The following is an 8,322-nucleotide window of genomic DNA, read 5'->3' as shown; positions in this document are numbered from 1 at the left end:
ATAACCGCTGGCTAGAACGTTATTCACCCGTTAGGGTGATTTTGTTCTGATTGGTTAGAATGTTTTGAGAATGATCACCAGCAGAATATAAAGGACTAAGATTGTAGTGGTAGAAGTAAAAAGTCCACCGACATTTCCGCAACCGCTCATCGCCTTACCCCCTTCGCAATATCATCTTTCAGAACCATGATATGCACTTTTGGTCATTCGGGTATAGACCATCGGCCAATTTAAAGCTCCGAGCCGGGTAAAAAATAGAAGCGGAAATGGATAATGTCTTCAATGAGCTAATGCTCCGCCTGCCCCCGGAAATCCTTCGGTGAGCAGCCGACCTGCTTCTTGAACACTTTGCTGAAATATTTGACGTCGTGGAAGCCGACCATCTCCGAGATCTGCGCCAGCTTCAGGTTGGGATTCTGCATCAGCAGCTTGGCCTTCTCAATGCGGACACTGCCGATGTAGTCGGAGAAGTTGATGCCGTATTCCTGTTTGAATTTGCGTGAGATATACTCGCGGCTGACATAGAATTTGCCGGCAACCTCCTGCAGGGAGAGGTCAGACGGGTAATTCTGCTCGATATATTTAACGATTTCCGTCATCGGGTTCCGCTCTTTCATTTGTCTGGCCGAGAGCGTCTGGGACAGCTGCTGCATCAGCGCAAAGGACCAGTCACGCCAGGCGAACAGGGAGAAGGAATAACCGCTTGGCGGCGGTGAAGGACTCAGCAGATCAGCCTGCTCAAGCTCGGCCAGCACACTGTCCGACTGGGTCCCCAGCGCTTCCCGGACCAGCCGCGAACGGAACAGGAGAGCATCTGCCTTCCACGAATTCAGCATTTGCGGGGTAACGACACCCCGGCGGCTGAGCTCGTGGGTCCAGTGCTGCGCGGCAGCGGATAGGGCTTCAGCTGTTCCGCTGATGACTGCCATCCGCCAGTCCTCCTGGACATCAGCGAAGTTCAGCGGTGCCTCCGTCTCCGTGTTGCCGGATTCCCGGCTGTCTGCCGCCATGCCGCCGGCTGCCGCACCCGGGGAGAAATGGCAATAATCCTCATGCCGTAACAGGTTCCGCCGCAGCAGGGCTTCGGCGGCTTCTGTACGCTGTGCCGGCAGCTGTCCCGGGAACGCGCCTGCGGTGCTGATTCCGAAATGCATGCGGAACTGCAGGGTACGGTAGATCCCCAGATTAATCCGGCTGATCAGCTCGACAACAGACTCCTCCAGATCCCAGAGAATGATGGCAATCTCCGGCGGCCCGCCCCAATACCGGAAGGCAATGCCCTTACGCTGCAGCTGCAGGAATTCATTGCAGATGTTAACGATGGCGTAGTACATCAGCTCACTGTCGCCCCCGAACCGTTTGAGCAGCGGATTGTTGCCGCTGTCCGTCTGCAGAAGGATCAGCCGTGCAGCCTGGACACTCTGCGGAATGATTCCATCACCGGTCAGCCTGCGCAGCGAGGCCTCGGCATTGACCTTATCATCAATCAGCGCGGAGAGCAGCTTCTCCCCGTAGATCGGCTTGATCTCATTCAGCCGGAGGCTCTGGAGCTGACGGTGGCTGCGCTCCTCTTCTTCAGAGCGCCAGGCGGCTACCGCCTTGGATACCGCAGTGTTAATCATATCTGCTTCAATCGGCTTCAGAATATAGTCAATGCCGCCGTGGCGGACGGTCTGGCGCACGAAGTCGAAATCATCATGCCCGCTGACAACAATGAATTTGGTGTTGCCTGCGAATTCATCCACCCAGGTCATCAGCTCAACGCCGCTGCCTGACTCCATCATCATATCCATAATCACCAGCGCCGGCTTCTCCTTGCGGATCAGCCCGATGGCTTCATTGCCGTTCCCTGCTTCCAGAATCTCATCAATCTGATGCGCATCCCAGTCCACCAGCAGCCGGACGGCCTTCCGGACTCTTGCCTCGTCATCCACAATAAGCGCCTTCATATCCGTTCACTCTCCACTAATATATCGATTTGAAGCTGGATGATGACCCCGCCTGCCTGCAGATTATCCACCGTCAGCGAGGCATCATCCCCGCAAACCAGCCGCAGCCTGGCCAGCACATTCCCAAGGCCGATTCCCGCACCGGGAGCATCACGTCTGCTATAGCTGTCCTGACCGGAATTCTTGAGCATGTCGAGCTCTTCAACAGCCCTTGGCTGCTGCAGTTCCTTACGCAGCGTCTCCAGCCTTGCGGCCGGAATCGAGAGGCCGTTGTTCCGGATACTGATTTCCATCCGGCTGGGGCTGAGTCTGGCTGCTGTAATCTCAATGAATCCGTCTGTACGGGCGAGGTTGAACCCATGCTTGAAGTAATTCTCCACAATCGGCTGCAGGATCATTTTGGGCATCAGCGCGTGCAGCAAGGAGTCTTCCATATCGTAGCGGAAACTGAACTTATTTTCAAAACGTTCCTTTTGCAGCTCAATATAGGCTTTGACATGATCCAACTCATTCTGTATCGTCACAATCTTCTCATCATTGTACATGCTGTAGCGCATCATCTTGGCCAGTGCCGAGAGCAGGCCGTAGATTTGCGGCACCTTCAGCTCGAGGGCGAGCGTGCCGATGATCTGAAGCGTGTTGTTCAGGAAATGCGGGTTAATCTGCGACTGCAGCGCCCTCAGCTCATTGGTTTTGTTCGACAGCTCCAGCCTGTACTCCCGCAGAATCAGATTATTGATCGTGTCCATCATACTGCGGAAATGCTCCGTGACTACACCGATCTCATCTTTTCCCGCCGGGCGGATATCAATCTCCAGGTTACCGGTCTGGACCTGATTCATGTACCGGGTCAGCTGCTTGATGGGGGCCGTTATCCGGAAGGAGATGAGAATCGTCAGCGCGATGATCATGGTCATCAGCACGAAGAGCAGCAGCAGGTTGATGCCGGCAGCCTCTTTGGCTTCGCGGAACAGATAGGAGACAGGGATCTGCTTGACAAGCGTCCAGCTGAGGCCGATGCTTTCGACTTTTTGATATATGAACACAGAGTTGTCCTGCTCAAAATACCCTTGGATCCCCGTGCTGTCAGCTATTTGCTTATTGTACCACGCAGCATCCAGCGGTTTGCCGAAAGTGCCGGCGTCAGGCCCGTACACCAGTCTTCCGGCGCTGTCTACCAGATAGATGGTTTCCTGATCCTGGTCGTACAGCTGGTCTACTATATCACCAAGAGCTGCCAGCTTGACATCAATCGAGAGATAGCCGAGTGCTTCAGAGGAAGGAATACGCTCAATTCTGCGGTGCATCGTAAAAACAGGCTCCGGCACGAACTGCGTTAACGGCAGCTTTAGCCCGTAGGCGTTGCTGGTATGGGTACTCTGTACCTCAACCGGAGAGGCTCCTGTAATATTGGACTCCTGGTATGGCAGGTTTTCCAGCCAGCGCTTGGGCGTTGTATTATCGGTAATCAGTGTAGATTTACCGTCTTTGACACCGTATAAGTACACCTGTGAGATATTGGGCAGCGAGGTGGAAATGTAACTGAGTGAGTTGTAAATTGCGATATCGGAGGACAGATCGTCGTGCCCCGCTTCCAGCAGCCGGTAGAATTCCGAGTCTGAGTACACACTTAGCGACAGGCGGTTGATCTCCCCGATCAGACTGTTAATGTTCTTGTAGCCCTGATAGAGCAGATTCTTATTCTCATCGACCGCCCGGGTTCTCAGGGAGTTGGTCGTATAGGAATAGCTGACGAACATAGTAGCCATAATACAGATTAATGTAGGCAGGAGTAGAAAAACGATCAGTTTCGTGCGGATACTGTTCCATTTCATGAGGTGCTAGTCACATCCGATCAATATTTTACACCTTAAAGATCACTTGCGTAGGTGTAAGGTGCTCTGCAAAAAACAGATAATATGTTTAGATCATAAACAAGTGAGTGAGTAAAAGAAAGGGGGACCATTAAATGCGCGGCAATAAGTTGTCCCAATTAGGTCAACAGGTATTTTTCGTTGGCCCGGCATTATTGTTTTTTACCTTGATCACAATTATTCCTTTCCTGATGGGGATGTACTACTCCTTCACAGACTGGAACGGCGTATCGGGTAATGTTAGCTGGGTCGGCTTTGAGAACTTTAAAATGATTTTTACCAATGATCCCGATTTCTGGTCATCCTTCTGGTTCACCGTGAGATTCACGGTCCTTGGAGTGGTATTGACCAATGTTGTGGGCTTTTTCCTGGCCTATCTGCTGACCAAACCTCTAAAAACACGCAATATGCTCCGGACCATTTTCTTCATGCCGAATGTGATCGGGGGATTGCTGCTTGGTTTCATATGGCAGTTCATCTTCATCAAAGGCTTCGCCACCATGGGGGATATGACAGGCTGGTCCTTCTTCAACCTTCCTTGGCTCGGTGACGCAACAACCGGCTTCTGGGCAATCGTTATGGTGTTTGTCTGGCAGTCCTCCGGTTATCTGATGGTGATCTACATCGCTTCGCTCAGCAACGTGTCCAAAGAAGTGCTCGAAGCTGCCGAGATTGACGGCGCATCCCGGATGCAGGTGCTTCGCAACATTATCGTGCCACTGATTATGCCTGCGGTGACGATCGGCTTGTTCCTGGCGATTTCCTGGTCCTTCAAAATGTTCGACCTGAACCTGTCGCTGACCAAAGGCGGGCCGTTCAAATCGACGGAATCCGTTGCTATGAATATCTACAATGAAGCCTTCCTGAACAACCGTTACGGTCTGGGTACGGCAAAAGCGTTGTTATTCTTCGTGATTGTCGCACTGATCACAGTGATTCAGGTCCGTGTAACGAAGAGCAAGGAGGTAGAAGCTTAAATGAATGCTAAATCAAAAGGCAGATGGAATATCGGAATTGAAGTGATTATGATTCTTCTGGCGCTTCTGTTCCTCTCTCCTTTCTATTTCCTGCTGGCGAACTCGGTGAAATCCTTCGGTGAGATCCTGAGCGATGCGGCCAGCTGGCCGCAGACCTTCATGTGGTCGAACTATACTAATGCCTGGAAGCTGGCCCGGTTCTCCGAGGCCTTCCGCAACTCGCTGATTGTTACAATCATCAGTGTGGTGCTGATCTCGCTGTTCAGCGCAATGGCGGCTTACCGCATGGTGCGTGCCAACAACCGGTTCAACCAGGTTCTGCTGCTGCTGTTCGTAGCCGCTATGGTCGTTCCGTTCCAGACCATCATGATTCCGATCCTGAAGGTTGTTAACATTCTGCATGTGAACAACTCCTTCACGGGTCTGATTATCTCTAATCTGGGACTAAGTATTCCGATGGCGATCTTCCTGTTCCACGGCTTCATCAAGTCCGTGCCGCTGGAAATTGAAGAAGCGGCAACCGTGGATGGCTGTAATCCGATCTCGGCCTTCTTCCGGATTGTGCTTCCGCTGCTGAAGCCGATGCTGATGACGATTATCGTGCTGAATGCGCTAGGCATCTGGAATGACTATCTGCTTCCATCGCTGATTCTTCAGGCACCTGAACTGCGGACCATTCCGCTGGCGACCTTCTCGTTCTTCGGGCAGTATACGAAGCAGTGGGATATGGCTCTTCCGGCACTGACTATCGGGGTTGCTCCCATTGTGATTTTCTATCTGTTCATGCAGCGTTACATTGTTGAGGGAATAGCGGCTGGCTCGGTGAAGGGTTAATTCACCGGGCTCCCGTTCCACATATTAAGCAGTTAAATTATTCAAGGGGGAAATAAAAATGATGAAAAAACGCTCTGCAGTGATGCTGTCCAGCGTCATGCTGATGTCTGTCGTGCTTGCAGCATGCGGCGGTAATAACAATACCGCTTCAAATAGTGCATCAAATGGAAGCGCTGGCAACTCCGGCGAAGTGAAAACGGTTAAGGTCTTCCAGTTCAAAACCGAAATCGTAGAAGGCCTTAACGAGCTTAAGGTTGAATTCGAGAAAGAATACCCTAACATCAAGCTGGACATCCAGACTGTCGGCGGCGGCGCAGACTATGCTGCAGCCCTGAAAACTAAATTCGCTTCCGGCGATGCTCCTGATATTTTCTCCAACGGCGGTTATGCTGAAATGGAACTATGGGGCGACAAGCTCGAGGATCTGTCCGATCAGCCTTGGGTGAAGGATCTGATTCCTTTGGCAGCTGAGCCTATGACGAAAGACGGCAAAACATACGGTATGCCAATGAACCTTGAAGGTATCGGTTATGTATACAACAAGGATCTGTTCGCTAAAGCCGGTATCACTGAAACGCCAAAAACGATCACTGAGCTGGAAGAAGCGGCTAAAAAGCTGCAGGCGATCGACGTTATTCCTTTCGGCAATGCATACCAGGAATGGTGGCTGCTGGGGATCCAGGGCATCAGCGTAGCTTTTGCACAGCAGGATAATGTAGATGAATTCATCAGCGGCCTGAATGCCGGAACTGCCACCATCGTGGGCAACGAGAAATTCAAGGATTGGAGCAACCTGCTCAACCTGACTGTGAAATACGGCCAGAAGAATCCTCTGACTACAGATGCCAACACTCACCTGGCTATGTTCGCCAATGGCGAAACCGCTATGATGCAGGAAGGTAACTGGGCACAGACTCTGGTTGACAACATCACTCCTGACATGAACATCGGTATGTTCCCTATGCCAATCAACGATGACGCTGCGATGAACGATAAGCTGTCTGTAGGCGTACCGGCTAACCTGGTCGTTAACAAGGATTCCGCATCCAAGGAAGAAGCTAAGACTTTCCTGAACTGGCTTGTAACTTCTGACATGGGTAAAGAGTACATCGTGAAAAAATGGAAGTTCATCCCTGCGCTGTCCACCATTGCAGCAACACCTGAAGATATCGGTCTTCTGGGTGCAGATGTATGGAACTATGTTCAAGAAGGCAAAGTTTACGGTTTGCAGGCTTCGAAATTCCCTGATGGTGTAACTCAAGAATTCGCGAGCAGCATCCAAGAGCTGATCGCGGGCAAAGTGGATGAAGCCGGCTGGGAAAAAGGCATGCAGGCGGGTTGGGACAAGCTGAAGAAATAACCAGTACCTGCAAGCAAATCATTCTAATGTAATGCTAAACAGAGAGTCCTTCTAGGGACCTAAACCGGATAAAGTGGATTTGTCAGGACGCTCCAGTCTATCTCAGCATATGAGGTGAGGCGGGGGCGTTCTTTTGGTTATCCGGTAAACAGGCGGCTGGCTGAGATATACTCTATGTATAAAGTGTCTGTGCATAAAGGCATCAAACGCCGCAATTTCTGGATCATGGAGCAGCTCAGCGGCCCGCCGGGCTGCTGGTTCCCGATGTGGCGGACGCCTTATCCCGGGCTTATCCGCGCCTATAGCTGGCAGGCGATTGCCAGAGGGGCGGATACTGTGGTGCATTTCCGCTGGAGAAGCGCAGCTGCCGGGGCGGAACAGTTCTGGCACGGGCTGATCGACCACAGCAATGTGCCCGGGCGGAGATTTGCTGAATTTGCCCAATTGTGCGGTGAAGTGAACCAACTGGCTCCGCTGCTGGAGGGGAGCCGCGTTATTAGCCAGGCGGCTATCCTGTATTCGCATGAGCAGATGGCGGCGCTGCGGATTCAGCCCCAGGCGGAAGGGCTGGACTACTATGAGAATATCAAGCAGTACCACCGGGCACTGACCAGGCTTGGCATCGGCTGTGATGTCATCGGCTGGCGGCAGCCCCTGGAGGGATACAAGCTGGTGATTGCCCCAAGCCTGTATCTGCATGATGAAGCAGCTGCGGCACTGCTGGAGGACTTTGCGGCCGGAGGCGGAACAGTAATCCTTACCAGCCGCAGTGGTGTGAAGAATATGAACAACATCTGTGTAATGCAGCCGCTGCCGGGACTGTACTCCCGGGCGGCGGGCGTAACGGTGGAGGAATACGATCCGGTCGGAGGCGAGGTCCACTTGCTTCGCGGCTCTGACGGAACCCGGTATGAATGCAGCCAGTGGTGCGACATTCTGCGGCCGGAGGGGGCCGAGCCTATCGCCTGGTATGCAGATGATTTCTTTGCCGGTGCTCCTGCGGTAACAGTGAACCGCTTCGGGGCGGGCAGGGTATATTATATCGGCACTCATGCCGAGGAGAAATACTGGTTGAAGCTTCTGGGGGATATCGCTCAGGATGCGGGACTTACCCTGTTCCCCCAATTGCCGGACGGCGTGCAGGCCTTCACACGTGCAGGAGACAAGGGAGAGCTGCTGTTTCTGCTGAATCTCAGCCGGACGTCTCAGACGGTAGGGCTAGACAAGCTTTACCGCAGCGCTCTTACCGGTACCCTGATGACTGGCCCGGTAGAGCTTGCGGCGTATGGTGTAGGGATTCTGGAGACTGAAGGCTGAAGCTTGGCGGG

At 52.6% G+C, this 8,322-nt stretch carries 7 protein-coding genes; 4 read left to right on the top strand and 3 right to left on the bottom strand.

All coding sequences use genetic code 11. The annotated features are described in order from the left end of the window. Positions 1–54: 54 nt before the first annotated feature. From QW71_RS41505 to QW71_RS25790, 3 genes are all read right to left on the bottom strand, one after another. Positions 55–150: a YjcZ family sporulation protein gene (locus tag QW71_RS41505; RefSeq protein WP_231575287.1), complete on the bottom strand. Its 96-nt coding sequence runs from the start codon at positions 148–150 to the stop codon at positions 55–57. 137 nt (positions 151–287) lie between these two features. Beyond that, on the bottom strand, positions 288–1,949 hold the full coding sequence (locus QW71_RS25795; RefSeq protein ID WP_039305931.1) for a helix-turn-helix domain-containing protein: 1,662 nt from the start codon (positions 1,947–1,949) through the stop codon (positions 288–290). Beyond that, on the bottom strand, positions 1,946–3,784 hold the full coding sequence (locus tag QW71_RS25790; protein WP_039305928.1) for a sensor histidine kinase: 1,839 nt from the start codon (positions 3,782–3,784) through the stop codon (positions 1,946–1,948). Before QW71_RS25790 ends, QW71_RS25795 begins: the two co-directional genes overlap by 4 nt. Positions 3,785–3,918: 134 nt before the next feature. On the opposite strand from QW71_RS25790, the gene QW71_RS25785 reads away from it, so the two are divergent. From QW71_RS25785 to QW71_RS37340, 4 genes are all read left to right on the top strand, one after another. Then, the gene (locus tag QW71_RS25785) at positions 3,919–4,800 is read left to right on the top strand and encodes a carbohydrate ABC transporter permease (protein WP_039305925.1); all 882 of its coding nucleotides are present in this window, start codon (positions 3,919–3,921) and stop codon (positions 4,798–4,800) included. After that, the gene (locus tag QW71_RS25780; protein ID WP_039305922.1) at positions 4,801–5,634 is read left to right on the top strand and encodes a carbohydrate ABC transporter permease; all 834 of its coding nucleotides are present in this window, start codon (positions 4,801–4,803) and stop codon (positions 5,632–5,634) included. It begins immediately after the preceding gene. A 58-nt stretch (positions 5,635–5,692) separates the two neighbouring features. Continuing rightward, positions 5,693–6,994 carry an ABC transporter substrate-binding protein gene (locus tag QW71_RS25775; protein WP_083442725.1) on the top strand — a complete coding sequence of 434 codons (1,302 nt, stop codon included), beginning with the start codon at positions 5,693–5,695 and terminating at the stop codon, positions 6,992–6,994. Between the two features lie 174 nt (positions 6,995–7,168). Next, entirely contained in the window at positions 7,169–8,311 is a 1,143-nt protein-coding gene (locus tag QW71_RS37340; RefSeq protein WP_052770224.1) for a beta-galactosidase trimerization domain-containing protein, read from the top strand. Positions 8,312–8,322: the final 11 nt, after the last annotated feature.

It is taken from the genome of Paenibacillus sp. IHB B 3415 (assembly GCF_000802655.2).
GTDB classification, from domain to species: Bacteria; Bacillota; Bacilli; order Paenibacillales; family Paenibacillaceae; genus Paenibacillus_AQ; species Paenibacillus_AQ phytohabitans.
This window is presented reverse-complemented; position numbering and strand designations above follow the sequence as displayed.